Below are 24,409 nucleotides of genomic sequence, written 5' to 3' on the forward strand. Positions count from 1 at the left end.
GTTCAGGCTCGGTGACGGAGAGGCGGAGGCGTCACCGGGGCGGGCGTGCGCGGGGGGCGGCGGGTTCGGCTGCGTGGTGAGCATCCCCCCCCCCCCCAGCACTCCCCCCCCCCCTACCCCCCCGTGAGGGAGGGGCCGCGGCGCCCCAGGGCGCCGCGGCCGACTGTCTGCGCCCGTATCGTTGAAGGGACCGCGGCGGGACCGTCACCCGTCACCCGTAGATGCAGAGAGGCGCCGAGCAATGGTGCAGATCAAGACCCCCGAGCAGATCGCGAAGATGCGCGAGGCGGGGCTGGTGGTCGCTGCCATTCACGCGGCCACCCGTGAGGCGGCCGTGCCCGGCGCCACCACGCAGGACCTGGACCAGGTCGCCCGCAAGGTGATCGCCGACCACGGCGCCAAGTCGAACTTCCTCGGTTACGGCGGGTTCCCCGCGACCATCTGCACCTCGGTCAACGAGGTCGTCGTCCACGGCATCCCGGACGAGAAGACGGTCCTCAAGGACGGCGACATCATCTCGATCGACGCCGGCGCCATCGTGGACGGCTGGCACGGCGACGCCGCGTACACCGCCTTCGTGGGCACCGGTCACGCGCCGGAGCTGGTCGAGCTCTCGCGGGTGACCGAGGAGTCGATGTGGGCCGGGATCGCCGCGATGAAGGCGAACAACCGCCTCGTCGACATCTCCCGGGCGATCGAGACGTACATCCGCCGCCAGCCCCGTCCGGCCACCGGCAAGTACGGGATCATCGAGGACTTCGGCGGCCACGGCATCGGCTCCGAGATGCACATGGACCCGCACCTGCTGAACTACGTCTCCCGTAAGCGCGGCAAGGGCATCAAGCTGGTCCCGGGCGTCTGCCTGGCGATCGAGCCCATGGTCTCGCTCGGCACGGCGCGTACGGAGACCCTCGCCGACGACTGGACGGTCATCACGACGGACGGCACCTGGTCCTCGCACTGGGAGCACTCCATCGCGCTGACCGAGCAGGGCCCGCTGGTCCTGACCGCTCCGGACTGCGGCAAGGCGAAGCTGGCGGCGTACGGGATCGAGGCCGCGCCCGACCCGTTGGGCTGACACCGTCCGGCGGGCGGAGCCCGGCGCAGCGGCCCGAAGCTGTGAGGTGCCCCCGGACCCTCTGGGGTGATGAGACCCTTCCGGCCGGTCTAAGGATCACCGGCAGTGGGCAAACTTGACGGATTCGTCTTTTGGAGTCCGCTGACGTAGACTGACTCGTCGGCTCCGGTGCATCCGTATGTCCGCAGGTAGGACAGAGGATCGCAGGAGCCGATCAAGGTAGCCGATTCGAAAGGCGAAGCGTGGCCAAGAAGCAAGGTGCCATCGAGATTGAGGGCACCGTGATCGAGTCCCTCCCGAACGCAATGTTCAAGGTGGAGCTCCAGAACGGTCACAAGGTCCTGGCGCACATCAGCGGCAAGATGCGGATGCACTACATCCGTATCCTCCCGGATGACCGGGTCGTGGTGGAGCTCTCTCCGTACGACCTGACGCGTGGCCGGATCGTCTACCGCTACAAGTAGATCTTGCCCGCACCCCGTTTCGGCGCGGTGATGGCACTGACCCGGAGAACCTGACATCCCATGAAGGTCAAGCCGAGCGTCAAGAAGATCTGCGACAAGTGCAAGGTGATCCGCCGTCACGGTCGGGTCATGGTCATCTGCGACAACCTGCGCCACAAGCAGCGCCAGGGCTGACGCACGACCCCCTGCATCTCGCAGTTCTTCGCGCGACGCACGTAAGCACGTACATACGCAGGGCCCGTCCAAGCCACGGCTGACGACACCTCCGGCGGGGGCCGGGGACCCGGACGTACCACCACTCCTCGTGAGTGGTCGGCGGTCGGGAGCGGCACTGTGGAAGACCCCCGAACTAACAACTGGAGCCATTGAATGGCACGCGTTTCAGGTGTTGACATCCCGCGCGAAAAGCGCGTGGAGGTTGCCCTCACCTACGTCTTCGGTATCGGGCGCACCCGGTCCAAGGAGATCCTCGCCACCACCGGCGTGAACCCCAACGCCCGCGTTCGTGACCTGGCCGAAGAGGACCTGGTCAAGATCCGCGAGTACGTGGACGCCAACCTGCGCACCGAGGGTGACCTCCGTCGCGAGGTCCAGGGCGACATCCGCCGCAAGATCGAGATCGGCTGCTACCAGGGCATTCGTCACCGCCGCGGTCTGCCGGTCCACGGTCAGCGCACCAGCACGAACGCGCGTACCCGCAAGGGCCCGCGTCGCGCCATCGCCGGTAAGAAGAAGCCGGGCAAGAAGTAGTCCTCAGCGGACGCACTGCGGACCTCCGGTTCTCCGGAACCCGCAGCAACCAGCGGTCTTCGCTGTAGGACCGATCACCTCCCCTCTCCATCTGGAGTCAAGACATGCCCCCCAAGGGTCGTCAGGGCGCAGCCAAGAAGGTGCGTCGCAAGGAAAAGAAGAACGTCGCTCACGGCCACGCGCACATCAAGAGCACGTTCAACAACACCATCGTCTCGATCACGGACCCCTCGGGCAACGTGATCTCCTGGGCCTCCGCCGGCCACGTCGGCTTCAAGGGCTCGCGCAAGTCCACCCCCTTCGCCGCGCAGATGGCCGCCGAGTCGGCCGCCCGCCGCGCGCAGGAGCACGGCATGCGCAAGGTCGACGTCTTCGTCAAGGGTCCCGGCTCCGGCCGTGAGACCGCGATCCGCTCCCTCCAGGCCACCGGCCTCGAGGTCGGCTCGATCCAGGACGTCACCCCGACGCCGCACAACGGCTGCCGTCCGCCGAAGCGTCGCCGCGTCTGACCCGCTACGGCCGGTGACGGCCGTGCGTCAGTAGCGCCGGGCCCGGGCGGTACACCTCCTCGGAGGCGTACCGCCCGTACCCTTGTTACATCTGTCGGGCATCAAATAGTGGGTGCCCACGACTGAAGGATCACCGCATGCTTATCGCTCAGCGTCCGTCGCTGACCGAAGAGGTCGTCGACGAGTTCCGCTCCCGGTTCGTGATCGAGCCGCTCGAGCCGGGCTTCGGTTACACCCTCGGCAACTCCCTCCGCCGTACGCTCCTCTCCTCGATCCCCGGTGCCGCTGTCACCAGCATCCGGATCGACGGTGTCCTGCACGAGTTCACCACCGTGCCGGGCGTCAAGGAGGACGTCACCGACCTCATCCTCAACATCAAGCAGCTGGTCGTCTCCTCGGAGCACGACGAGCCGGTCGTGATGTACCTGCGCAAGCAGGGTCCGGGTCTGGTCACCGCCGCCGACATCGCGCCTCCGGCCGGTGTCGAGGTGCACAACCCCGACCTCGTTCTCGCCACGCTGAACGGCAAGGGCAAGCTGGAGATGGAGCTGACCGTCGAGCGCGGTCGCGGCTACGTCTCCGCCGTCCAGAACAAGCAGGTCGGCCAGGAGATCGGCCGCATCCCGGTCGACTCCATCTACTCGCCGGTGCTCAAGGTCACGTACAAGGTCGAGGCGACCCGTGTCGAGCAGCGCACCGACTTCGACAAGCTCATCGTCGACGTCGAGACCAAGCAGGCCATGCGTCCCCGTGACGCCATGGCGTCGGCCGGTAAGACCCTGGTCGAGCTGTTCGGTCTGGCGCGCGAGCTCAACATCGACGCCGAGGGCATCGACATGGGCCCGTCCCCGACGGACGCCGCTCTCGCCGCCGATCTGGCGCTGCCGATCGAGGAGCTGGAGCTCACGGTCCGTTCGTACAACTGCCTCAAGCGCGAGGGCATCCACTCCGTGGGTGAGCTCGTGGCCCGTTCCGAGGCGGACCTGCTCGACATCCGCAACTTCGGTGCGAAGTCGATCGACGAGGTCAAGGCGAAGCTGGCCGGTATGGGCCTCGCGCTCAAGGACTCGCCTCCCGGCTTCGACCCGACCGCCGCGGCGGACGCCTTCGGCGCCGACGACGACGCGGACGCGGGTTTCGTGGAGACCGAGCAGTACTGAGTCGCCTCCCGGCTGGGGTGCCCGGTTTTGCGGGTGCCCCGGGCCGGGGCTGAGGCTTTGTCCTCAAACGCCGGGCGGGCTTGATGTCCGGCAGCTACGACTTCCGTGAGGCGTCCGCCTTACGGGAACTGACACCGGTACCTGATACGGCCGGTGCAGCACACAAGGAGAATCACCATGCCGCGTCCCGCAAAGGGTGCCCGTCTGGGCGGCAGCGCCGCGCACGAGCGTCTGCTCCTCGCCAACCTGGCGAAGTCGCTGTTCGAGCACGGCCGCATCACGACGACCGAGGCCAAGGCCCGCCGCCTGCGTCCGGTCGCCGAGCGCCTCGTCACCAAGGCGAAGAAGGGCGACATCCACAACCGTCGCCTGGTGCTGCAGACGATCACGGACAAGAGCGTCGTCCACACGCTCTTCACCGAGATCGCTCCCCGGTACGAGAACCGCCCCGGTGGTTACACGCGTATCACCAAGATCGGCAACCGTCGTGGCGACAACGCCCCGATGGCCGTCATCGAGCTGGTCGAGGCGCTGACCGTGGCCCAGCAGGCCACCGGTGAGGCCGAGGCCGCCACGAAGCGCGCGGTCAAGGAAGACGCCGCCAAGAAGGACGAGGCCAAGGCCGAGTCCTCCGAGGAGACCGTCGAGGACGCCAAGCCGGTCGAGAAGGCCGACGAGGAGTCGAAGGACGCCTGAGCGTTCTGAGGACCACGGGACGGGCCCGCATCACCCTTCGGGGCGGTGCGGGCCCGTTTCGCTGAGCAGGGTGAGCGAGGAGATGTGCAGGTGAGTGACGAGGCGGGGCCCGGGTTCGTACGGGTGCGGCTGGACCTGTCGTACGACGGCAAGGACTTCTCCGGCTGGGCGAAGCAGACCAGCCGGCGCACGGTGCAGGGCGAGATCGAGGACGCGCTGCGGACCGTGACCCGGTCGCCGGTGACGTACGACCTGACGGTGGCGGGCCGCACGGACGCCGGCGTGCACGCGCGCGGCCAGGTGGCGCATGTGGACCTGCCTCAGGCGGTGTGGGCCGAGCACGAGGAGAAGCTGCTGCGACGGCTGGCGGGACGGCTCCCGCTGGACGTACGGATCTGGCGTGCGGCGCCGGCACCGGCCGGGTTCAACGCCCGCTTCTCCGCGCTCTGGAGGCGTTACGCCTACCGGGTCGGCGACCGGCCCGGCGGCGTCGATCCGCTGACGCGCGGTCATGTGCTGTGGCACGACCGGCCGTTGGACCTGGACGCGATGAACGAGGCTGCCGCGCTGATGGTCGGCGAGCACGACTTCGCCGCGTACTGCAAGAAGCGCGAGGGCGCGACGACCATCCGGACCCTGCAGAAGCTGAGTTGGGTACGGGACGAGGAGTCCGGAGTCCTCGCCGCGACCGTGCAGGCGGACGCCTTCTGCCACAACATGGTCCGCGCGCTGATCGGTGCGGCGTTGTTCGTCGGTGACGGCCGCCGTCCGGCCTCCTGGCCCGCCGAGGTGCTCGCCGCGAAGGTGCGCGACCCCGGCGTGCACGTGGTGCGGCCGCACGGGCTGACGCTGGAGGAAGTGGCCTATCCGGCGGACGAGTTGCTGGCCATGCGTGCCGAAGAGGCCCGGAACGTCAGGACGTTGCCGGGGTCGGCCGGGTGCTGCTGAGGCCGGTGGCGGTCAACTGCTGCGGCTGCGGCTCCACTCGGCCGCGAAGTGACGCGCGAAAGCGATGACGGCCCACAGGGCCAGGACGTTGACCACCGCGCCGGCGCCCTGGAGCAGCGGGTTGAGGAGGCTGAACCCGGCCTCCTCGGTCGCCGGGTCGTCACCGAGGAGCAGGGCCAGCGGGTACAGCACGAAGAGCAGCAGCAGGATGCTGCCCGGCCAGGCGGCGAGGGTCATCGCCGGCTCGGCGGACTCCGGCCGCCCGGCGATCTCGTAGGCCAGGGCGGCGGCCGTGACCAGGCCGATGTAGCCGGCGGCGATGAGGCGGGGTCCGGTGCGGAGGCCGAGAGCGTTCATGACCTTATTGAACATGTTCAGTTATACGTGTTGCGCACCGGCCCCGGGAGCGACCCCTACTGCGCCGGTTCCGCCACCGCCTGTGACGCCTGGACCCGGCCGCGCTGGTGGATCTGGCGGAAGACGAAGTTCGTCAGGTCGTCGCCGACCGCGAAGACGTCTCTGTCCTGCGCGGTGACGCTGGTGCCGTCGGTGAAGCCGCCGACGGTGAAGTAGGCGTACCGGCCGTAGGAGTTGGTCGTGCGGCGGCAGACCGTACCGCCGCGGCAGAACGTGGAGACGCCCGCGCCGCTGAGGGAGGCGAGGCCGCCGGAGGTCTCGTCGACCGTCTTCTTCGCGCGGGCCTCGGTGTCGAAGACCGCGATCCCGACGGTGACGGCCACTCCGTCCTTGGTGTACGTCGCGCGGATCAGCTGCTCGCAGCCGTTCTCCGTGAGAATCGAGCCGAGTGCGCCCTGCGTGCCGGTCGCGCACTCGGTGGTGCGGCCGGTGGCGCCCTTGGTGTGGACGCGGTCACCCATGGCGAGCTTCGTGCCGGGGAAGAAGCCGTCGACGGTGATCGGCGCCTTGTCCTTGCCGGCGCTCGTTATGTAGTCCTTCGGGTCCGGCGGAGGCGGCGGTGCCACCGAGGAGAAGGAGGGCGCGGGCGCCGAGGTGTCCTCGGGCAGGTCGGCCGGTGCCGGCAGTTCGCTCGCGCTGCCGGCCGGATCGCTCGTGCCGCTCGTGGTGACCACGGCGGTCGCCACGATCGCTCCGACCAGGCCGGTGGCCAGTATCCCGCCGCCGATCATCAGCCACCGTTTGCGGCGGGTCCGTGCGGCGGACGCGTCGGCGAGCGCGGCCCAGTCCGGAGTCCCGCTGTCCCCCGGAGTCCCGTTGTCCCCCGGCCCCCAGGAGGGCCCCCCTTGCCATGAACTCATGCGCGAATCCTAGAGGGTGCTGTTCGACCGGAAGCGCCGCCTGGGTAAACCGGTTGGGCCATGGCTTCGCGGCCCGTGACAATGCTCTGTATGGGACATCTTGAAGCGGGCCACCTGGAGTACTACCTACCGGACGGGCGGGTGCTGCTCGGCGACGCCTCGTTCCGGGTGGCCGACGGCGCCGTCGTCGCCCTCGTCGGTGCGAACGGAGCGGGCAAGACGACTCTGCTGCGGCTGCTCGCCGGCGAGCTCCAGCCGCACGGCGGCACGGTGTCGGTGAGCGGCGGGCTCGGTGTGATGCCGCAGTTCGTGGGCTCGGTGCGGGACGAACGGACCGTACGGGACCTGCTGGTGTCGGTGTCGCAGCCGCGCATCCGGGAAGCGGCGAAGGCGGTCGACGTGGCCGAGGAGAAGATCCTCACCGTCGACGACGAGGCCGCGCAGATGGCGTACGCGCAGGCGCTCAGCGACTGGGCCGAGGCGCGCGGGTACGAGGCCGAGACGGTCTGGGACATGTGCACGATGGCGGCGCTCGGTGTCCCGTACGAGAAGGCGCAGTGGCGCGAGGTGCGCACGCTCAGCGGCGGTGAGCAGAAGCGGCTGGTGCTGGAGGCGCTGCTGCGCGGGCCCGACGAGGTGCTGCTGCTGGACGAGCCGGACAACTATCTGGACGTGCCGGGCAAGCGGTGGCTGGAGGAGAAGCTGAAGGAGACCCGTAAGACGGTCCTCTTCGTCTCCCACGACCGCGAGCTGCTCTCCCGCGCCGCCGAGAAGATCGTCAGCGTCGAGCCGAGCGCGGCCGGCAGCGATGTGTGGGTGCACGGCGGCGGCTTCGCCACGTACCACGATGCCCGCAAGGAGCGGTTCGCTCGGTTCGAGGAGCTGCTGCGGCGCTGGCAGGAGGAGCACGCCCGGCTGAAGGCGCTCGTCCTGCGGATGCGGCAGCAGGCGGCGAACAGCCCGGACATGGCCAACCGCTACCACGCGATGCAGACCCGCTTCAAGAAGTTCGAGGAGGCCGGACCGCCGCCGGAGCCGCCGCGCGAGCAGGACATCCGGATGCGGCTGCGCGGCGGCCGGACCGGCGTGCGGGCGGTGACCTGCAAGGGCCTGGAGCTGACCGGGCTGATGAAACCGTTCGACCTGGAGATCTACTACGGGGAGCGCGTCGCGGTCCTCGGCTCCAACGGGTCCGGCAAGTCGCACTTCCTGCGGCTGCTGGCGGGCGAGCCGGTGGCGCACACGGGGGAGTGGAAGCTCGGGGCGCGGGTCGTGCCGGGCCACTTCGCGCAGACCCACGCGCATCCGGAGCTGCTCGGCAAGACGCTGGTGGAGATCCTCTGGTCCGAGCACGCCAGGGACCGCGGCGGAGCGATGGGTGTGCTGCGGCGGTACGAGCTGGAGCGGCAGGGCGACCAGGCGTTCGAGCGGTTGTCCGGCGGGCAGCAGGCGCGGTTCCAGATCCTGCTGCTGGAGCTGGCCGGTACGACGGCGCTGCTGCTGGACGAGCCGACGGACAACCTGGACCTGGAGTCGGCGGAGGCGCTGCAGGACGGGCTCGAGGTGTACGACGGGACGGTGATGGCCGTCACGCATGACCGGTGGTTCGCGAAGTCGTTCGACCGGTATCTGGTGTTCGGGTCGGACGGGGTCGTACGGGAGACCTCGGAGCCGGTGTGGGATGAGCGGCGGGTTCAGCGGGCCCGGTAGGAGGGGTGCGTTTTGACCCGTCCGGGGCGTGGCGGGTAGTGTCGAGGTTTGTTATGCGTATCGGCTTCGTCGTCTCCGTACGAGAAGCCCTTACGTAGGTTCTCTGGAGCAGTTACCAGTGGCTTGCATACGGGCGGTGTCCCGGCAGTGTCAGCCCCAGCTGCATGATCGCTTCAGGGGTGCCATGTGTTGTCTGGACCTCATCCACTAAGAAGCGAAGGCTACGAAGTGCGTACGTACAGCCCCAAGCCCGGCGATGTCACTCGCCAGTGGCACATCATCGACGCTCAGGACATCGTCCTGGGGCGTCTGGCCACCACGGCTGCGAACCTCCTCCGGGGTAAGCACAAGGCGATCTACGCCCCCCACATGGACATGGGCGACTTCGTCATCATCATCAACGCCGACAAGGTGCACCTGTCCGGCAACAAGAAGACCCAGAAGATGGCGTACCGCCACTCGGGCTTCCCGGGCGGTCTCCGTTCGGTGCGCTACGACGAGCTGCTCGCGAAGAACCCCGAGAAGGCCGTCGAGAAGGCCATCAAGGGCATGATCCCCAAGAACACCCTGGGCCGTCAGATGCTCTCGAAGCTCAAGGTCTACGCGGGCGACCAGCACCCGCACGCTGCTCAGCAGCCGGTCCCGTTCGAGATCACCCAGGTCGCGCAGTAGTTCCGGCCACCCCCTAAGACATACAGAAAGATCTGAGGAGCATCGTGGCCGAGACCACTGTTGAGAACCCCGTCGAGGGCACCGAGGGCGAGGAGACCTTCGCCGAGGTGACCACCTTCGAGTCGGAGGTCCCCGTCGAGGGTGAGTACACCTCCGAGTCGCTCGCCGGCCGCTTCGGCGACCCGCAGCCCGCCGCCGGCCTTGGCCGTCGCAAGAACGCCATCGCCCGTGTCCGGATCGTTCCGGGCACCGGCAAGTGGAAGATCAACGGTCGCACCCTTGAGGACTACTTCCCCAACAAGGTGCACCAGCAGGAAGTCAACGAGCCCTTCAAGGTGCTCGAGCTCGACGGCCGCTACGACGTCATCGCCCGCATCTCGGGTGGCGGCGTCTCCGGTCAGGCCGGCGCCCTGCGCCTCGGCGTGGCCCGCGCGCTGAACGAGGCGGACGTGGACAACAACCGCGCCACGCTGAAGAAGGCCGGCTTCCTCTCCCGCGACGACCGTGCGGTCGAGCGCAAGAAGGCCGGTCTCAAGAAGGCCCGTAAGGCCCCGCAGTACAGCAAGCGCTAAATCGCCTGCTCTTCCGCATTACTCGAACGCCCCGGCGGCGCACTCCGTGCTGCTGGGGCGTTCGTTTATCGGGCTTAGCAGGCGTATAACAGCATGAGACGTTCATCGGCTCGCACGCGCGTACCTCTCCTGCATGAGCCGTGTCATACCGCCTGCCCGGCCGTTTTACTGTTCTTGTAGTTGTGGTTGTTTAGTTTCGCTTTGCTTTGTTTTTTGCGGTTTCTGAGCACTTCGGAGGACACCAGTGGGACAACTCTTCGGTACGGACGGAGTGCGCGGTGTCGCCAACGCGGATCTGACGGCCGAGCTCGCGCTCGGGCTCTCGGTCGCGGCGGCGCACGTACTCGCCGAGGTGGGCACCTTCGAGGGCCATCGCCCGACCGCCGTGGTCGGCCGCGATCCCCGGGCCTCCGGAGAGTTCCTGGAAGCCGCCGTCGTGGCCGGTCTGGCCAGCGCCGGCGTGGACGTCCTGCGCGTCGGCGTGCTGCCGACGCCGGCCGTGGCGTACCTCACCGGCGCGCTCGGCGCCGACATCGGCGTGATGCTCTCCGCCAGCCACAACGCCATGCCCGACAACGGCATCAAGTTCTTCGCGCGCGGCGGCCACAAGCTCGCCGACGAGCTGGAGGACCGGATCGAGACGGTCTACGAGCAGCACCGCACCGGCGAGCCGTGGAGCCGGCCGACCGGCGCGGGCGTCGGCCGGGTCACCGACTACACGGAGGGCTTCGACCGTTACGTCGCCCACCTCATCGGCGTCCTCCCGAACCGGCTCGACGGGCTGAAGGTCGTCCTGGACGAGGCGCACGGTGCCGCCGCCCGGGTCTCGCCCGAGGCCTTCGCCCGGGCCGGGGCCGAGGTCGTCACCATCGGCGCGGCGCCGGACGGCCTGAACATCAACGACGGCTGCGGCTCCACCCACCTGGAGCTGCTGCGCACCGCCGTCGTCGAGAACGGCGCCGACCTCGGCATCGCGCACGACGGCGACGCCGACCGCTGCCTCGCCGTGGACGCGGCCGGCGAGGAGGTCGACGGCGACCAGATCCTCGCCGTCCTGGCCCTCGCCATGCGGGAGGCCGGACAGCTGCGCAAGGACACCGTCGTCGGCACCGTGATGTCGAACCTCGGCTTCAAGATCGCCATGGAGCGCGAAGGCATCCAGCTCGTCCAGACGGCGGTCGGCGACCGTTACGTCCTGGAGTCGATGAAGGCCGAGGGCTTCGCGCTCGGCGGCGAGCAGTCCGGCCACGTCATCGTCCTGGACCACGCCACCACCGGCGACGGCACGCTGACCGGCCTGATGCTGGCGGCCCGGGTCGCCGCCACCGGCCGGAGCCTCGCCGAGCTGGCCGGCGTCATGGAGCGGATGCCGCAGGTCCTCATCAACGTCCCGGACGTCGACAAGTCCCGGGTCACCACCTCCTCCGAGCTGGCCACGGCGGTGGCCGAGGCGGAGCACGAGCTCGGCTCCACCGGCCGCGTACTGCTGCGCCAGTCGGGTACGGAGCCGCTGGTACGGGTCATGGTCGAGGCCGCCGACATCGAGCAGGCGCGCGCGGTCGCGGGCCGGCTGGCCGATGTGGTGAAGTCCGCGCTGGGCTGAGCCGCACAGGCCCCTGGCTCACAGACGTACGGAAGCCCCCGGTGTGCTCGCCGGGGGCTTCCGCGCGCGCCGGGCCCGCCACAGCGCCTTCTCCAGCAGCAGCGTCAGCGTGCCGGCGAGGATGATCCCGCCGAGGTTGGCGAGCAGCTGCTGTCCGGAGCCGACGGTCTGCTCGTAGTCGGAGTAGCTGAACGCGACGGCCGCGTTGGCGGCGGCCGGGACCGTGGTCACGGAGATCGCCACGCCGATCAGGGCCCCGGACTTCGCCGAGGTGAGCGAGAGCGTCCCGGCGATGCCAGCCAGGAACGCCACGACGAACGACATCCAGTCCGGCTGCCAGATGAACCCGGTGATCGGCCGCTCCGCCTCGATCATCGACTTCTCGAACAGCCCGGCCGCGTCCAGCAGCCAGGCGAACCCCGCGGTGACGACCATCGCCAGCGCGAAGCCGCCGATCAGCGCCCACAGCGAACGCGCCACCAGCCGAGGCGCGCGCTGCACCAGGGCCGTGGAGATGCCGGCCAGCGGGCCGAACTCCGGGCCGACCGCCATCGCGCCCACGATCAGCACCGCGTTGTCGAGCATCACGCCGCAGGCGGCGAGCATGGTCGCCAGGGCGAGGAAGGAGACGTAGGTGATCGAGAACGTCGACTCCTCGTGCGTCGCCTCCGTCAGCTCCTCCCACAGCACCGCGTCCGCGCCGTCGCCCGGCGCCTCGTGCTCCGCCCGGTCCGCGTGGTCGGACAGGGTCAGCTCCATGTTCTCCATGGTGATCGCCCCGGACTTCTCCAGACCGAGGCGCCTGAGCTTCCCGATCAGCTCGTCCCCGGCCTCGCGCGCCACGTCGCACATCACCACGTCCCCGGCCGGGGAGCGGGCCGCGCCGGGCAGGACCACGAGGTGGGCGGTGCCGACGGTGGACTCCAGCAGGGTGACGACCTCGTCGGTGGTCGCGGCAGGCACGATGAGACGCAGATGCAGCACGCGGCACGCCTTCCCCGGAAGTGTCAGAGTTTGCGCAGGGACAGCTTCTGGACCTTGTGGTCCGGACCCTTGCGCAGGACCAGAGTGGCACGGCCGCGCGTCGGCGCCACGTTCTCCAGCAGATTCGGCTTGTTGATGGTCCGCCACATCGTGCGCGCGTAGTCCAGCGCCTCCTCCTCGGAGACCTGGGTGTACTTGCGGAAGTACGAGGACGGGTCCTGGAACGCCGTGTCGCGCAGCTTGCGGAAGCGGCTCAGGTACCAGGTCTCGATGTCCTCGGCGCGCGCGTCCACGTACACGCTGAAGTCGAAGTAGTCGGCGAGCCCGACCCTGGTCCGGCCGTCGCTGCCGGGCAGCGCGGGCTGGAGGACGTTGAGTCCTTCCACGATGAGGATGTCCGGGCGGCGGACGGTGAGGCGCTCACCGGGCACGATGTCGTAGATCAGGTGCGAGTAGACGGGCGCGGTCACCTCGTCCTTGCCCGCCTTGATGTCCGCCACGAACCGGGTCAGCGCCCGCCGGTCGTACGACTCCGGAAACCCTTTGCGTGAGGTCAGCCCGCGCGCCCGCAGCTCCTTCATCGGCAGCAGGAACCCGTCCGTGGTCACCAGCTCGACGCGCGGATGCTCCGGCCAGCGGGCCAGCAGCGCCTGGAGGATACGGGCGCTGGTGGACTTGCCGACGGCGACACTGCCCGCGACGCCTATGACGAACGGCGTACCGCGCTGCGCCCCGTGCCCGTTCCCGGCGTCCCCGAGGAAGGTGTTCAGCGCGCCGCGCAGCTGGGAGGTGGCCTGGACGTACAGGTTGAGGAGCCTGGAGAGCGGCAGGTAGACGTCCCGTACCTCGTCCAGGTCGATGACATCGCCGAGCCCGCGCAGCCGCTCCACCTCGTCGGCGGTCAGCGGCAGCGGGGTCTTGTCCCGCAGGGCGCTCCACTCGTCGCGCGAGAGGTCGACGTAAGGGGTCGGCGCATGCTCGGTGCGGCGCTGCGGGCTCCGTGCGGGCGAAGTGATCACCCTTCATTGTTGCGGGAGTTTTAACGGAGTGGGGGGTGGGGTCGGTCACGTGGGTGTCGGGCCGTCTCCGTACGGCGGACGCGGGCCCGGTCAGAAGCGGCCGGTGTACTTCCGTAGCCGGCTCTCCACCTCGGCGGTACTGCACCCGAGAGCGGCCCCGGAGGCTGCCAGCAGCGTGCTGTCCCGCTGGACGTCCAGGGCCGCGCAGCTCGCGTAGATCCGGGTGAGCCGCTGAACGATGTTGACCGCGCGCAGGGCGGCCAACGGCTCGTGGTCGGCCGGCTTGTCGTCACCACGCCCGGCTGCCCGCCGCGCGTCTCGGCCGGCTCGTCCGTCTCCCACGGGTACATGCTGACGACATCGTTCCCGTACATCCTCTGCCTCCCGGTCACGGAACGCGGTCGTACCACCGCCGGGAGCGAGCATCGCCTCCCGAGGACGGCGGAGGCGGGGAAACGGACGAGACGGCCGGGTCTGCTCAGCCCTCCGAGGCGTACGTGACGAAGTCGGTCCAGGCGGCGGGCCCGAAGCCGAGGTGCGGGCCGTGGCCGGGGAGCTGCTTCGAGTCGCGTACGTGGACGGTGGTGGGGGCGGTGGCGACCTCCACGCACTGGGGGCCGTCGTTGGTGCTGTAGCTGCTCTTGAACCAGGTCAGCTCAGTGGTGCTCATGTCTCTCCCAGCAGTTTCTCGATGAATTCCCGCGACAGCCGGGGCGTGAGGGCCTGCGATCGGATCAGGTTGTAGCGCATCTCCAGGATCTGCACCTGCCTCGGATCACTGATCAGCCCACTGATGAGCTGGACCTCGTTGTGCCCAACGGCCTTTCCGTCCTTGAGCTTAATCACCTCGTGCGAACCGCCCAGACCTGCGTGCTCCTCCGCCTCCATCGGCATGACCTGGACCTCTACATGCCTCAACTGGCTCAGGTCAAGCAGGTGTTCGAGCTGGCGGCGCAGGACCATTCTGCCCCCGATCCGCCTCCGGAGGGTCGCCTCTTCCTGTACGAAGGTCAGCAGGGGCGCGGGCCGCCGGTCGAAGACCACCTGCCGGGCCATCCGGGATGCCACCAGGCGCTCGATGTCGTCCTCCGCGTACGCGGGCCGACGCTGCGCGTACAGAGCGCGCGCGTACTCCTCGGTCTGGAGCAGCCCGTGAATCACCTCGCCCGCGTAAGCGCCGATCTCGATCGAGTCCGCCTCCAGCTTCGCCAGGTCGCGGACCTTCCTCGGATACCGGGCTTCCTCCACGTCCTTCTTCATCGCGGAGATCTTGCCGCCCGCGCCCACGACGTCGTCCGTCCGGTCCAGGAACTCCGGCTTCGGGATGCGCCGGCCGCCCTCGACCTTGAAGACCAGGTTCTCGCTGTACCCGATCGCCGTGCCCAGCTCGGCGGCGCGCAGCCCGGCGCCCTCGCGCCAGAGCTTGATCTGCCGGCCGACCGCCGCGATGACCGCGCCCGAGTCGTCCTCCAGGCCGAACTCCTGGTCCTCTTCGTTTCCGTCAGCCATCCGCCGACCCGCTTCCACCCGTGCGTCCGCGCGCGGACGCCGTACGAACGGGACAGGGCTGTACACACCAGGGACAGTGACAGTCCGTACCCGTGCCAATACTTCTCAGAGTAGGTACGCGCGGCCACGCTGAGTGACATGAACCAGAAAATCACCCAACCGAGGTCGCGCACCGGACAGTTCGCCGTCCAGCTGTCCGCCACCCGTCGTGGCGCCCGGCTGGCCCGGCTGCTGGCGACCGAGCAGCTGCGCTCCTGGGGCCTGCCGCTGGAGGACGCGAGCCTCGTCATCGGCGAGCTGGCCACCAACGCGGCGCTGCACGGGTATGTCCCGGGGCGGGACTTCCGGATCGTGCTGAGCGTGTACGACGACGTGCTGCGGATCGAGGTCGCGGACACCCGCGGCGAGAGCGTCCCGGAGAAGCAGGACCCCGATGCCACCTGCGAGAGCGGGCGCGGGCTGCTGCTCGTGGAGGCGCTGTCGGTGCGGTGGGGCACCGAGCACGGCCCGTTTCCGCGTAAGACGGTCTGGGCGGAGGTGGCGCTCACCGGATCGTGACGGCCGCGACCCGGTGGAGCGGGCCGTGTCATCGGCCCGGGCGCGGGACGGCGGCCACCCGACGGGGGGTCGGATGGCCGCCGTTCTCGTAGGGCTCGCCGCGTGGTGCGGTCGGTCAGGAGGCGGTGTTCAGCGTCAGGCCGTAGTAGCGGAGCAGGTCGTCCAGCGGCTGCATCCAGCTGGCGCCGCTGCCGAAGCGGCCGTCGCAGCTGGTGTTGCTGGAGCCGGAGGTCACACCTTGGGCCTGGCCCTGGTTGGTGATCCAGGCGCCGCCGCTGTCGCCCTTGTGGATGCAGACGGTGGACTTGGCCAGGCCCTTGACCAGGGTCTGCGGCTGGCCCGGGTCGGTGTAGGTGACCGAGTGGTTGTAGCTGCTGATGGTGCCGCAGGTCCACCCGGTGGTCGCGCCGGACTTGCAGACCGTCGAGCCGACGGCGGCCCGCTGGCTCCCCTTGACCGGAGTGTCCGCCACGACGCGCCAGCCGCCGACGGAGGTGGTGACGGAGTTGCCGGAGCTGATGGCCGCGACACCCATGTCGACGCTGTCGTAGCCGTGCGCGAAGCGGGTCCTGGTCCCCTTGGCGAACTGCGAACCGTTGAAGTACAGCGTGTCCAGGCCCTTGACGCAGTGGCCGGCGGTGGCCAGGTACTGCCGGCCCTGCTGGTCCCGGGCGCCGAAGCCGACGGAGCAGTAACCGCCGTTCACGTCCGAGGTGTTGATGTTCATCTTGCTGCCGGGCGCGACGGCGGCGGTGGCCTGCGGAGCGTCGTCTGTGGTGGTCTCCACGGTGACGGCCGGGCCGTGGGCGCGTGCGGTGGCGACGAAGGCCCGGCTGGTGGCGTCGTCCGTGTCGCGGACGGTGACGACGACCTTGTTGCCGGCCGGGTCGACGTGCCACGACTCCACGCCGGCCGGGAGCTTCCTCTCGGCGAGCCGGTCGAGTTCCGCCTTGATCCGGTCGAGCGCCGACGGCGCGCGGGCCGGGATGCGGGCGGCGAGTCCGGCCGCCTTCACGTCGGCGGCCTGCCGTGTGGTGGTGACATCGACCGTGAGCGTGCCTTTGGCGTCGAAGTACGCGCTCCCGGTGGGCACTCCGGAGGCGCCGAGGCGCTCCAGGGTCTTCTGCTGGGCCTCCTGGCGGTCGAGCTTCCGCTCAGCCTCCGCGACGGACACGCCGAGCGAGTCGGCGAGCGCCTTCACCATGCCGGTGGGCTGTGTACGGGCGGTCGGTGCGGGCGTCGGATCGGTGGTGGCGGGCTGTGAGGCGGCCGCCATGCCTCCGGTCAGAGCGACCGCTCCGGCTATCGCGCCGATCGACAGTGTCCTGCTGAACTTGTTCACGTCTACTCCTTGAGGGGTGCGGTGCCGTGCCGTGCGGGCGTGCTCAGGACCGGGTCAGTTGCCGGTGACGGCGGTGAGGGTCCTGGCCGCGTCGGCGAGGCCGGCGCCGCAGCCGCCGGAGCAGGAGCCGGACAGGCTGCGCGTGTTGTTCTTGATCGCCGTTTCGATCTGCGCGGGCGTGAGGGACGGGCTCGTCTGCTTCAGCAGCGCGGCCAGTCCGGCGATGTGCGGTGTGGCCATGCTGGTGCCCTGGTAGGAGGCGTAGCCTTCGCTGCCGAGCGAGCGGGTGCCCTTGTTGATCGTGGACCAGATGCCGTCGTCGGCACGGACGGCGGTCTCGCCGCCGGGTGCGGTGACGTCGACGGTCCTGCCGTAGTTGGAGTAGGCGGCGCGGTTGCCTTCGCGGTCGGACGCGGCGACGGCGATGACGTTTCCGCAGCCGGCCGGGCTGTAGGCGGAGGCGTCGGCGTTGTCGTTGCCGGCGGCCACGACGACGGAGGTTCCGCGGTCCACGGCGGCCTTGATGGCGGTGTTGTACGCCTGGTCGCAGGTGAACCCGCCGCCGAGGCTCATGTTGATGACCGCGGCGGGGTTCTTGTTGGCGGGCGCTCCGGAGACCGTTCCGCCGGACGCCCAGGTGATGGCGTCGATGATGTCGGAGGTCGATCCGCCGCACTTGCCGAGGACGCGGATCGGCTGGATGTTCGCCTCGTGGGCCACGTCGACCGTGCCGTAGCCGTTGGCGGTGGCCGCGATGGTGCCGGCGACATGGGTGCCGTGCCAGGAGTTGTCGGTGTCGCGGGCCGGTACCGGGTTGCCGTTCCGGTCCTTGCCGCACTCGCCGCGGTTGGCCCAGTCGCCGGTGTCGGACGGGTCGCTGTCGCGGCCGCCGCCGTCCGTGGCCGTCCAGGAGTTGGAGATGAAGTCGTATCCCGGCACCAGCCTGGAGCCCAGCTCGGTGTGCTTGGTGATGCCGGTGTCGATGACCGCCACGGTGACGCCCTTGCCGGTGGCCTGCTTCCAGGCCGAAGGAACGTTCATGCCGGCCTGGGACTCGTACAGGTCCCACTGGTAGCGGTACTCGGCGGGGTCGACCGCGGTGGGGAAGACCCGGTGGTCGGGGACGACATAGGCGACGTCCGGGTCGGACCGGAAGGCCGCCATGGCCTCCTGGGTGTCCTCGGGCCGGTCGGCGTCGGGCAGGTCCACGAGGGCGGCGCCCGTTCCCAGGCGGCGTTCGAAGGAGAGGCGCTCGCCGGCCCGTTCGCCCTTGGCCTTGGCGTCCTTCACGATCGCCGCGTTCGATCTGGCCTCTTCCGCCTGGGACTTGTAGCCGACGATGAACCGCTGGGTGAGCGCGGTGGTGTCGGCGGCCGCCGGAGCGGAGGCCTGGGTGGGGCGGGCGGTGTCGGAGGAGCTGCCGGCGAAGGCGACGCCGGTGCCCATGACAGCGGCGACGGTGGCGAGCGCGACGGATATTCGGAGGGGGGTAAGACCGTGCACGTCGGTTCCTTTCGATCCGTCCGAGCAGGTGAAGCAGCTCGAACGGGTCATGACAAACAGGGGGGGTGGCGCATGCGTGGGTGCGGAGTCAGGGCACGCGCATGCTCAGCTCTCGGGATCCCGGTGGGACGGGAGCCTGTCGAGATGCGGCTGATCACTGTGGGGTGTGAGTGATCGGTCGATGGAGGGAAACCTATGAACCCGCCACCGCGATGACCATCCGGGTGCCGCGTATACGGACCCTTATTTAATTCACCGGCCGTTCACCGTCCCGTATTCCGGTTCGCGCCGGGCCCGTCAGCGTCGGCGTGGAGAGAAGGAACGAATCCGCGAAGAGCCCGATAACGGTGAGCGCCGTGACAACTGCCGTACCGCGTGTGAGCGGTGAGAGTTGATTACGTATCCGTGGACCGGCGTTCCGGATGTTGGCGGGTGCGCGGGAGGCGTACGTTCGGACCGCGGCCGACCGGACGTGCGGAACGTGCGAGCGGGATGCGCGACACCTGCGTGGTCCCGGGCGGCCGGCCCGGGCACGGGTGTGCGGAACGAGCTGTGCGCGCCGCTTTCGGCAGTCCCGGCCGGAAGGCATTGCGCCCTGCGTTTCGAGCAGTCGGCCGAGCGTGCTCCGCTGCACGCCGTAGCGCCGAGAGCTCTTCCGCGCACCTGTGCGTTCACCTGCCGGGACGCCGTCCGAAGGCGATGGCGACGGCCTCTCACCGACCGTGTCCGGTCCACTGTTGATCATCGAGGACAAGTGATCTACTTGTTTCTCCAGGAGCCAGGAAAGCAATCTCGTGGCGAGGGTGGCAACGTGATCACGACCTGTGGTTCGGCCCTGCGGTCCTTCGTACGGGCGCTGCCCACCCGGAATGCCGAGCCGGTGCTGATGTTCGTCGAAGGCGCCGCCGGCGAGGGCAAGAGCCACCTGCTCCAGGAGCTGGCCGACCTGCCGGGCCCGCCGGACCTGGCCCGCCTGTGGTGGCGGTGCGGAGCCGACGGCGGGCCGCCGGAGGAGGACGGGCACCGGCGCGAGGCGACCCTGTGGCTGGTGGACGACGTCCACCGGGCGGACGAGGACGAGCTGCGGCGGCTGCGCCGGGTGCTGGAGGAGCTGGCGCCGGGCTCGGCGGCCGCGGTGACCTACCGTCCCGAGGAGCTCCCGGTGCCCGGCCTCCCGCTGGGCGGCCCGCCGCTGGCGTATCCGAACGGCCTGACCGTCCTGAGGAACCGGCTGGCGCTCTGGGACGAGGAGCGCGTCCGCCGGGCCGCCGTGGAGGCGCTGGGCGAGGACCGCTGTACGGACGAGGCCGTGACCAGGCTCCATGAGCGCACCGGTGGTGTGCCTCGGGTCGTCGTGGACCTGCTGGCCATGGTCCGGGAGCAGTGGCCGGCCTTCACCGGCACGGCCGCCGAGGTCGACGCGGCCGGTGTGCCGACCCGGCTGGCGGAGCTGGTGGTGAGCCGCGCGCACGCCGTGGCGCCGGAGCACCGGCCGGTGGTCTGGGCGGCCGCCGTCCTCGACGGGCCCGCCGGCCGTGACGAGCTGATCGCGGTGTCGGGCCTCGGAGCCGAGACCGGAGGCGGCGCACTCCTGCGGGCCCTGGAGAGCGCGGCCCTGGCGGAGCCGGCCGAGGGCCGCTACGGCTTCGCGGTCCCGCTGGCCGCGTCAGCGGTACGGGCCACCGTGCCCGGTCCCGTACGCCAGGACCTGCACCGGCGGGCGGCCGACGTGCTCAGCCGGAGGCAGCCGGTGGCCTGGGCCGCCGTGGCCGAGCACCACCGGGCGGCCGGTGAGGGCCACAGGTGGCTCAGAGCGGTGGAGAGGGCGGCGGAGGCGGCGGAGGCCTCCGGCCGGCACGAGCAGGCGATCGCGCTCCTGGAGCGGACGCTGGCCCTGCCCGGCCTTCCTCCGCAGGCCCGCGCCCGGCTGGCACCGCTGCTGGCCCGTACCGCCGTGACCGGACTGCGCTCGGACCAGACCGTGGAGGTGCTCGCGCAGATCGTGCAGGACGCGGCGCTCCCGCCGGCCGTACGCGGAGAGCTCCGGCTCGACCTGGGCCTGATGCTGTGCAACCAGATGGGCCGGTCGCACGAGGGATGGCAGGTCCTGGAGGTCGCCGCCGGTGAACTGCGCGAGGTCCGCTCCGTCCTGGCCGCACGCGCCATGGCGGCCCTGGTCACGCCGTACTGGCCGGGCGTCTCCGTGGACGTCCACCGGGAGTGGCTGATCAAGGCGGTGGTCGCCGCGGACGACAGCGGGGACGAGCCGATGCGTACGGCGGTGCTCGCCAACCACGTGGGGCTCGCGATGAGTTGCGCCGACCCCGACGCGTGGGAGCTGGTGGAGAAGCTGCCCGTGAAGAGCACCGACCCGGCGTGCGCCCGGCAGGCGGCGCGCGGTCTGTGCAACGGCGCGGACTCCGCGGTCTGGCTCGGTTTCTACGAGCGCGGCGCCGACCTGCTGGCCGAGGGACGCGACCTGTCGGCGCGGAGCGGAGCGCCGTACACCGAGCACAGCGCGCTCGGGACGCGGCTGCTCCAGGAGTGGTGGACCGGCCGGTGGCTGGGCCTGGACAAGCGGTGCGAGGACTTCGTCGCCGCCACCGCCGACATGCCGTTCATCGCCTCCGACGCCTATGTCGTACGCGGCCTGCTCGCGCTCGCGCAGGGGGACTGGGGAGAGGCGCGGTCCTGGCTGTCCCAGCAGGGGACGTTCGGCACGGAGAAGCTGCCGGTGCCCTTGGGCGCGGCGGCGGCCGGCGCCGTGATCCGCCTGGCCCTGGCCCGGCAGGAGGTGGCCGCCGCGGCGGAACACGCGCGGGCCGCCTGGAAGGTGGTGGCCGGCAAAGGAGTATGGCCGTGGGCCGCGGAACTCGCGCCGTGGGCCGTGGAGGCCGTGGCGCGCGCGGGCGACGGAACGGCGGCCCACACCATGGTCCGCAACTTCTCCCAGGGCCTCGGCCGACGCGACGCACCCGCCGCCAGGGCCGCGCTGACCTGGAGCCGGGCCGTCCTCGCCGAGACGGAGGCACCGGCCGAGGAGCGCGGGAGCGGCCTGCTGGAGGCCGCCGAGCTGTACGAGGAGGCCGCGACGGCGTACGGCGAGCTGCCGCGCCCGTACTCGCGGGCGCTGACGGCGGAGGGCGCGGCACGGTGCGTGCTCGCGGCGGACGGGGAGGGGTCTTCGGGACCGGTCCCGGCCTCCGATGACGCCGCGATCCTCTCGGCGCTCGCCGAGCTGGAGGCCTGTGCTCAGCGCTTCACCGATCTGGGCGCCGTCTGGGATGCCGCGCGGGCCAGGGCTCTGCTGCGGACGCGGCAGCCGGCCAGGAAGGGACGGCCCCCCGGCCGTCCTTCCCATGCCGACCAGCTGTCGCCGCGGGAGGAGGAGGTGGCGCAGCTGGCCGTCTCCGGCCTGACCAACCGGGAGATCGCCACGACCCTGCACCTCTCGCCGCGGACCGTGGAGCAGCACATCGCCGGCGCGATGCGCAAGACCGGTGCGCTCTCCCGCCGCGACCTCGCTCACCGCCTGGGCCCGACTCCCTGATCCCGGAAGGTCCAGAACGTCCTGTCGTGCTCCCAGACGGCGACGGTGGCGCCCGCCCAGTCGAGCACCCAGCCGGAACGCACTCCGCGCGCTCCCCAGCCGTCCGGCCGCCGTCGCGGGATCGCGGAGCCCGCCGCGCGGGCGACCACCGCCGCGTCACAGGTCTCGCGCGCGATGCGAAGGGCCTCCGCCTCGGTTTCGGCGGCCCCGGTGAAGACGTGCAGGCCGCACCGCTCGGGCTGGACGGAGTTCCGGGTGGGGACATTGACCTGGAAGTAGACCTTGGTCATGGCGCCATCTCCTCGGGATCGCGGTCATGACCAACGTAAGAAGTGCCTCCGGTCCTGAATATCCGGAGCGGGCCGATCACCTATACGTATCTCGGCGGCCCACGGCTGGGACCGGTGTCGGAACGGGCCGGGAACGGGCCGAGAACAGAGCGGGTACGGGCCGAGTACGGGCCGAGCCGTGCGGAGATTCCGTAGTGCCGTATCCGTGATTCCGGCCTACGGATGGCAACCCCCACGCGCTGCCCTTACGTTCCAGCCACCGTGGCACAGCACCCCCATTGCTCTGCCCATGGACCAAGGAAGCACGAGCGCGTTCATGAAACTCATCCGTCCCGGAATAGCAGCCGGGTCTTTCGCTCTTCTCTTCGCCGGTGGCTGTCAGCTGCCGCAGACCGAGCCGGCTAAGGAAGAACCGATCGTCATCGGTACGTCGAGCCATCTGACGAGCCTCGACCCCGCCGGTGTCTACGACAACGGGTCCTGGGCGGTGTACAACAACATCTATCAGGGCCTGCTCGCCTTCGAACCGGGCTCAACGGTACCGAAACCCGACGCGGCCGAGTCGTGCACCTTCGTCGGATCCGCGCTCACCACGTATCAATGCGAAATGCGTGACGATCTCCACTTCTCCAACGGAAACCCGCTCACGGCAAGCGCGGTGAAGCGCTCGTTCGACCGCATTCTGCGTATCCGCGACCCGCTGGGACCGGCGCCCTTGTTCGCGAACCTGGACTCCGTGGAGGCTCAGGGATCTCTCGTGACGTTCCATCTCGCGACCGCCGACGCCACCTGGCCGTCGAAGATCGCCACCGGAGCGGGTTCCATCGTCGACCCGGCGGAGTTCCCGGCGGACCGGCTGCGGGAGGAGAAGAGCGCCTCGGGCTCGGGTCCCTACCTCCTGTCGTCCTACAAGGAGGAGGAATCCCTCACCCTCGAACCGAACACCGCGTACAAGGGAGCGGTGACCGCGAAGGGTGTCGCTATCCAGGTCCGCTACTTCGAGACTCCGCAGGACGTCGAAGCGGCGTGGAACGCCAGGACGGTCGACATCGCCCACGCGGGACTTCCGGCCGCCACCCTCGCGGGAATCGACCCCGGCGACACCGACGTACGCCTCTCCGTCGGAAACAGCGCCGAGGCGCACTATCTCGTCCTGAACATGAACTCCTCGCGGAGGCCGTTACGGAACGTCGCGGTACGCAGAGCCGTCGCCGCACTCATCGACCGCGGACAGCTGGCGGGCGAGGTTTTCAAGCACACGGTGACGCCGCTGTATTCACTCGTCCCGCAAGGCGTCGCCGGACACAGCACGGCGTTCTTCGACCGGTATCCGGAGGCGGACCTCGCGTATGCGGAGCAGCTTCTGCGATCCGCCGGTATCACCACACCGGTACGCATCAGACTGGGCCACCAGGCCGGTACCGCCGCCATCGAGGCGGGCGAACTCCAGCGGCAGTTCGAGAAAGGCGGACTCTTCCGGGTCGAGCTGATCGAGGAACGCGACTTCACCACGTACCAGAAGCGCAGCCGGAAAGGCGATTTCGACATCCACCTCTTCCAATGGGTGCCGGACTTCCCGGACGCGGACACGTTCGTCCAGCCGCTGGTGGGGACCGGGAACGTTCTCGACAACGGCTACGCGTCGGCCGAGGTCGACCACGTCATCAGGGACACGCAGCGGTTCACCGATCGCGGCCGGGCCGTGAAGCAGTTCCGCGCGATTCAGGACACCATCGCGAAGGACGCTCCGCTGATCCCCGTCTGGCACCGGCAGCGCCAAGTGGTGACGCGCTCGGCCGTCCTGGGCGGACATCGCCTGGCCGAGGACGCCGTCTGGCGCCTGTGGGAGCTGCGTTGGCTCTGAGCCGAGGCGTGTCGGCGGTTCTCACCGGATCGTGACTGCCGCGACCCGGTGGACCGGGACGCGGGCGGCCGCGACGTGGTGGACCGCGACGTGGTCGGCCGCGACGTAAAAGCTTTTGATTACTTGCTTTTGATTACTGGGGAAATAACCCAACCCAACCCTGACGGGCCGTCGGCTACCACTGGACGCGCGAGGGCGCGCGTGTGCGTGCGAGGGCGTCGTCACTCACACGGGTGAAGTGTGCCAACCGGGCTGGATTTTGGTCCTGTTGGCGGGCATATGCTCACGCTGACCACAACCGCAGACATGAGACGGCCCCCGGCCGGGACTGGCATCCCGACCGAAGGCCTG

The 24,409-nt window shown here is 69.9% G+C and carries 25 protein-coding genes; 15 read left to right on the forward strand and 10 right to left on the reverse strand.

Annotation, left to right across the window (positions count from 1 at the left end):
• Window positions 1–241 precede the first annotated feature (241 nt).
• From map to truA, 8 genes are all read left to right on the forward strand, one after another.
• Window positions 242–1,078, forward strand: a complete 837-nt coding sequence (gene map / locus ABZ267_RS00005; protein ID WP_356754917.1) for a type I methionyl aminopeptidase — start codon at window positions 242–244, stop codon at window positions 1,076–1,078.
• Window positions 1,079–1,320: 242 nt separating this feature from the next.
• Complete coding sequence (gene infA / locus ABZ267_RS00010; protein ID WP_003956442.1) at window positions 1,321–1,542, forward strand: translation initiation factor IF-1; 222 nt, start codon at window positions 1,321–1,323, stop codon at window positions 1,540–1,542.
• Window positions 1,543–1,602: 60 nt separating this feature from the next.
• Window positions 1,603–1,716, forward strand: a complete 114-nt coding sequence (rpmJ, locus tag ABZ267_RS00015; RefSeq protein WP_003956441.1) for a 50S ribosomal protein L36 — start codon at window positions 1,603–1,605, stop codon at window positions 1,714–1,716.
• A gap of 195 nt (window positions 1,717–1,911) precedes the next feature.
• Complete coding sequence (gene rpsM, locus ABZ267_RS00020; RefSeq protein WP_356754915.1) at window positions 1,912–2,292, forward strand: 30S ribosomal protein S13; 381 nt, start codon at window positions 1,912–1,914, stop codon at window positions 2,290–2,292.
• A 104-nt stretch (window positions 2,293–2,396) separates the two neighbouring features.
• Entirely contained in the window at window positions 2,397–2,801 is a 405-nt protein-coding gene (gene rpsK / locus ABZ267_RS00025; RefSeq protein ID WP_003956432.1) for a 30S ribosomal protein S11, read from the forward strand.
• A gap of 137 nt (window positions 2,802–2,938) precedes the next feature.
• On the forward strand, window positions 2,939–3,961 hold the full coding sequence (locus tag ABZ267_RS00030) for a DNA-directed RNA polymerase subunit alpha (protein ID WP_003966937.1): 1,023 nt from the start codon (window positions 2,939–2,941) through the stop codon (window positions 3,959–3,961).
• Window positions 3,962–4,138: 177 nt separating this feature from the next.
• A complete protein-coding gene (rplQ, locus tag ABZ267_RS00035; RefSeq protein ID WP_356754913.1) occupies window positions 4,139–4,657 on the forward strand; it encodes a 50S ribosomal protein L17 in 519 nt (172 codons plus the stop codon).
• A gap of 90 nt (window positions 4,658–4,747) precedes the next feature.
• Window positions 4,748–5,605, forward strand: a complete 858-nt coding sequence (gene truA, locus ABZ267_RS00040; RefSeq protein WP_356754911.1) for a tRNA pseudouridine(38-40) synthase TruA — start codon at window positions 4,748–4,750, stop codon at window positions 5,603–5,605.
• Window positions 5,606–5,617: 12 nt separating this feature from the next.
• Here truA and ABZ267_RS00045 read toward each other — a convergent pair whose 3' ends face one another.
• Window positions 5,618–5,962, reverse strand: coding sequence for a hypothetical protein (locus ABZ267_RS00045; protein ID WP_356754909.1), 345 nt, complete (start codon window positions 5,960–5,962; stop codon window positions 5,618–5,620).
• Between the two features lie 56 nt (window positions 5,963–6,018).
• Window positions 6,019–6,882, reverse strand: coding sequence for a hypothetical protein (locus tag ABZ267_RS00050; RefSeq protein WP_356754907.1), 864 nt, complete (start codon window positions 6,880–6,882; stop codon window positions 6,019–6,021).
• Between the two features lie 90 nt (window positions 6,883–6,972).
• On the opposite strand from ABZ267_RS00050, the gene ABZ267_RS00055 reads away from it, so the two are divergent.
• The 4 genes from ABZ267_RS00055 to glmM all read left to right on the forward strand — a co-directional run bounded on the left by ABZ267_RS00055 (window position 6,973) and on the right by glmM (window position 11,439).
• On the forward strand, window positions 6,973–8,592 hold the full coding sequence (locus tag ABZ267_RS00055; protein WP_356754905.1) for an ATP-binding cassette domain-containing protein: 1,620 nt from the start codon (window positions 6,973–6,975) through the stop codon (window positions 8,590–8,592).
• 228 nt (window positions 8,593–8,820) lie between these two features.
• On the forward strand, window positions 8,821–9,264 hold the full coding sequence (rplM, locus tag ABZ267_RS00060; protein ID WP_003966932.1) for a 50S ribosomal protein L13: 444 nt from the start codon (window positions 8,821–8,823) through the stop codon (window positions 9,262–9,264).
• A 44-nt stretch (window positions 9,265–9,308) separates the two neighbouring features.
• Entirely contained in the window at window positions 9,309–9,836 is a 528-nt protein-coding gene (rpsI, locus tag ABZ267_RS00065; protein WP_010058767.1) for a 30S ribosomal protein S9, read from the forward strand.
• Window positions 9,837–10,080: 244 nt separating this feature from the next.
• The gene (gene glmM / locus ABZ267_RS00070; protein ID WP_356754903.1) at window positions 10,081–11,439 is read left to right on the forward strand and encodes a phosphoglucosamine mutase; all 1,359 of its coding nucleotides are present in this window, start codon (window positions 10,081–10,083) and stop codon (window positions 11,437–11,439) included.
• Between the two features lie 18 nt (window positions 11,440–11,457).
• Here the strand turns inward: glmM and ABZ267_RS00075 are convergent, their stop codons facing one another.
• The 5 genes from ABZ267_RS00075 to ABZ267_RS00095 form a co-directional block, all read right to left on the reverse strand.
• Window positions 11,458–12,423 (reverse strand): DUF389 domain-containing protein, encoded by a 966-nt coding sequence (locus ABZ267_RS00075; protein WP_356754901.1) that lies wholly within the window; start codon window positions 12,421–12,423, stop codon window positions 11,458–11,460.
• Window positions 12,424–12,446: 23 nt separating this feature from the next.
• A complete protein-coding gene (coaA, locus tag ABZ267_RS00080) occupies window positions 12,447–13,442 on the reverse strand; it encodes a type I pantothenate kinase (RefSeq protein WP_356754899.1) in 996 nt (331 codons plus the stop codon).
• A gap of 90 nt (window positions 13,443–13,532) precedes the next feature.
• The gene (locus ABZ267_RS00085) at window positions 13,533–13,784 is read right to left on the reverse strand and encodes a hypothetical protein (protein WP_356754897.1); all 252 of its coding nucleotides are present in this window, start codon (window positions 13,782–13,784) and stop codon (window positions 13,533–13,535) included.
• Window positions 13,785–13,920: 136 nt separating this feature from the next.
• Entirely contained in the window at window positions 13,921–14,112 is a 192-nt protein-coding gene (locus tag ABZ267_RS00090) for a DUF397 domain-containing protein (RefSeq protein WP_356754895.1), read from the reverse strand.
• Complete coding sequence (locus tag ABZ267_RS00095; protein ID WP_356754893.1) at window positions 14,109–14,951, reverse strand: helix-turn-helix transcriptional regulator; 843 nt, start codon at window positions 14,949–14,951, stop codon at window positions 14,109–14,111. Before ABZ267_RS00095 ends, ABZ267_RS00090 begins: the two co-directional genes overlap by 4 nt.
• 138 nt (window positions 14,952–15,089) lie before the next feature.
• Here ABZ267_RS00095 and ABZ267_RS00100 point away from each other — a divergent pair, with 138 nt between their 5' ends.
• Window positions 15,090–15,509, forward strand: a complete 420-nt coding sequence (locus tag ABZ267_RS00100; protein ID WP_356754891.1) for an ATP-binding protein — start codon at window positions 15,090–15,092, stop codon at window positions 15,507–15,509.
• A gap of 115 nt (window positions 15,510–15,624) precedes the next feature.
• Here ABZ267_RS00100 and ABZ267_RS00105 read toward each other — a convergent pair whose 3' ends face one another.
• Together ABZ267_RS00105 and ABZ267_RS00110 are read right to left on the reverse strand one after the other, a co-directional pair.
• Window positions 15,625–16,851: a S1 family peptidase gene (locus tag ABZ267_RS00105; protein ID WP_356754889.1), complete on the reverse strand. Its 1,227-nt coding sequence runs from the start codon at window positions 16,849–16,851 to the stop codon at window positions 15,625–15,627.
• Window positions 16,852–16,905: 54 nt separating this feature from the next.
• A complete protein-coding gene (locus ABZ267_RS00110) occupies window positions 16,906–18,354 on the reverse strand; it encodes a S8 family peptidase (protein WP_356754887.1) in 1,449 nt (482 codons plus the stop codon).
• 811 nt (window positions 18,355–19,165) lie between these two features.
• Here ABZ267_RS00110 and ABZ267_RS00115 point away from each other — a divergent pair.
• Window positions 19,166–21,904: a LuxR C-terminal-related transcriptional regulator gene (locus tag ABZ267_RS00115; RefSeq protein ID WP_356754885.1), complete on the forward strand. Its 2,739-nt coding sequence runs from the start codon at window positions 19,166–19,168 to the stop codon at window positions 21,902–21,904.
• Here the strand turns inward: ABZ267_RS00115 and ABZ267_RS00120 are convergent.
• Window positions 21,880–22,194, reverse strand: coding sequence for a hypothetical protein (locus tag ABZ267_RS00120; protein WP_356754884.1), 315 nt, complete (start codon window positions 22,192–22,194; stop codon window positions 21,880–21,882). The two genes, ABZ267_RS00115 and ABZ267_RS00120, sit on opposite strands and share 25 nt — an antisense overlap.
• Window positions 22,195–22,510: 316 nt before the next feature.
• On the opposite strand from ABZ267_RS00120, the gene ABZ267_RS00125 reads away from it, so the two are divergent.
• Window positions 22,511–24,058 (forward strand): ABC transporter substrate-binding protein, encoded by a 1,548-nt coding sequence (locus ABZ267_RS00125; RefSeq protein WP_356754882.1) that lies wholly within the window; start codon window positions 22,511–22,513, stop codon window positions 24,056–24,058.
• The last annotated feature ends 351 nt before the right edge of the window (window positions 24,059–24,409 follow it).

This window comes from Streptomyces sp. NPDC006174, assembly GCF_040614075.1.
Taxonomy (GTDB): Bacteria; Actinomycetota; Actinomycetes; order Streptomycetales; family Streptomycetaceae; genus Streptomyces.

Bases quoted from the DNA above. Each gene is read 5' to 3' on its own strand.
- map (WP_356754917.1), top strand. From the start codon at position 242: ATGGTGCAGATCAAGACCCCCGAGCAGATCGCGAAGATGCGCGAGGCG.
- rpmJ (WP_003956441.1), top strand. From the start codon at position 1,603: ATGAAGGTCAAGCCGAGCGTCAAGAAGATCTGCGACAAGTGCAAGGTG.
- rpsM (WP_356754915.1), top strand. From the start codon at position 1,912: ATGGCACGCGTTTCAGGTGTTGACATCCCGCGCGAAAAGCGCGTGGAG.
- rpsK (WP_003956432.1), top strand. From the start codon at position 2,397: ATGCCCCCCAAGGGTCGTCAGGGCGCAGCCAAGAAGGTGCGTCGCAAG.
- ABZ267_RS00030 (WP_003966937.1), top strand. From the start codon at position 2,939: ATGCTTATCGCTCAGCGTCCGTCGCTGACCGAAGAGGTCGTCGACGAG.
- rplQ (WP_356754913.1), top strand. From the start codon at position 4,139: ATGCCGCGTCCCGCAAAGGGTGCCCGTCTGGGCGGCAGCGCCGCGCAC.
- ABZ267_RS00045 (WP_356754909.1), bottom strand. From the start codon at position 5,962: ATGAACGCTCTCGGCCTCCGCACCGGACCCCGCCTCATCGCCGCCGGC.
- ABZ267_RS00050 (WP_356754907.1), bottom strand. From the start codon at position 6,882: ATGAGTTCATGGCAAGGGGGGCCCTCCTGGGGGCCGGGGGACAACGGG.
- ABZ267_RS00055 (WP_356754905.1), top strand. From the start codon at position 6,973: ATGGGACATCTTGAAGCGGGCCACCTGGAGTACTACCTACCGGACGGG.
- ABZ267_RS00090 (WP_356754895.1), bottom strand. From the start codon at position 14,112: ATGAGCACCACTGAGCTGACCTGGTTCAAGAGCAGCTACAGCACCAAC.
- ABZ267_RS00095 (WP_356754893.1), bottom strand. From the start codon at position 14,951: ATGGCTGACGGAAACGAAGAGGACCAGGAGTTCGGCCTGGAGGACGAC.
- ABZ267_RS00100 (WP_356754891.1), top strand. From the start codon at position 15,090: ATGAACCAGAAAATCACCCAACCGAGGTCGCGCACCGGACAGTTCGCC.
- ABZ267_RS00120 (WP_356754884.1), bottom strand. From the start codon at position 22,194: ATGACCAAGGTCTACTTCCAGGTCAATGTCCCCACCCGGAACTCCGTC.
- ABZ267_RS00125 (WP_356754882.1), top strand. From the start codon at position 22,511: ATGAAACTCATCCGTCCCGGAATAGCAGCCGGGTCTTTCGCTCTTCTC.